This window comes from Haloferax sp. Atlit-6N (assembly GCF_003383195.1).
Taxonomy (GTDB): domain Archaea; phylum Halobacteriota; class Halobacteria; order Halobacteriales; family Haloferacaceae; genus Haloferax; species Haloferax gibbonsii.
Window position 1 is genome coordinate 1 of the sequence record NZ_QEQJ01000214.1, and the last position, 500, is coordinate 500.

The window sequence follows — 500 nt, forward strand, 5'->3', positions numbered from 1 at the left end:
CGTCGATCGTCGCCCACGGCCTCGGCCTGACGCTGCTCGATTGGCTCGCACTGCACGACCCCGTGTTTCCGCCGCAGGACGTACTGGCGGCCTTGCGGTGGTTGCCAATCCCGTTGTGAGATGCGGGGAGACTGCCGCGCGAGGGCCCGAGAAAGCTGTGAAAGGGCATAGATTTTCCTCACGTCCCGTCGTATGACAACCCGATGACTCTACCGATAGATCCGGAAGCGATCGCTGCGTCAGATATCGGCGAAGAGCGCGCGACGCTGCAGATGGAACACGAAGACGCGATCGAACACGTTCGGGAGGCGTTCACCGACGCCGGCTTCGGGATCGCGACCGAATTCTCGGCCTCGGAGTTGCTCAACGAGAAGATCGACGCCGGACGCGACCCGTATCACGTTCTCGGGGCCTGCAACCCGTCGATGGCGAACCGCGCGCTCGACGCCAGCGACAACCGGATGGGTGGGCTGTTCCCGTGCAACGTCGTGGTCTGGCAA

General features: G+C 63.8%; 1 protein-coding gene. It reads left to right on the forward strand.

Translation table 11 applies throughout. The features are described 5' to 3' along the window. Window positions 1-203: 203 nt before the first annotated feature. On the forward strand, window positions 204-500 hold a 297-nt coding region (locus DEQ92_RS22005; RefSeq protein WP_115821787.1), incomplete at its 3' end, for a DUF302 domain-containing protein.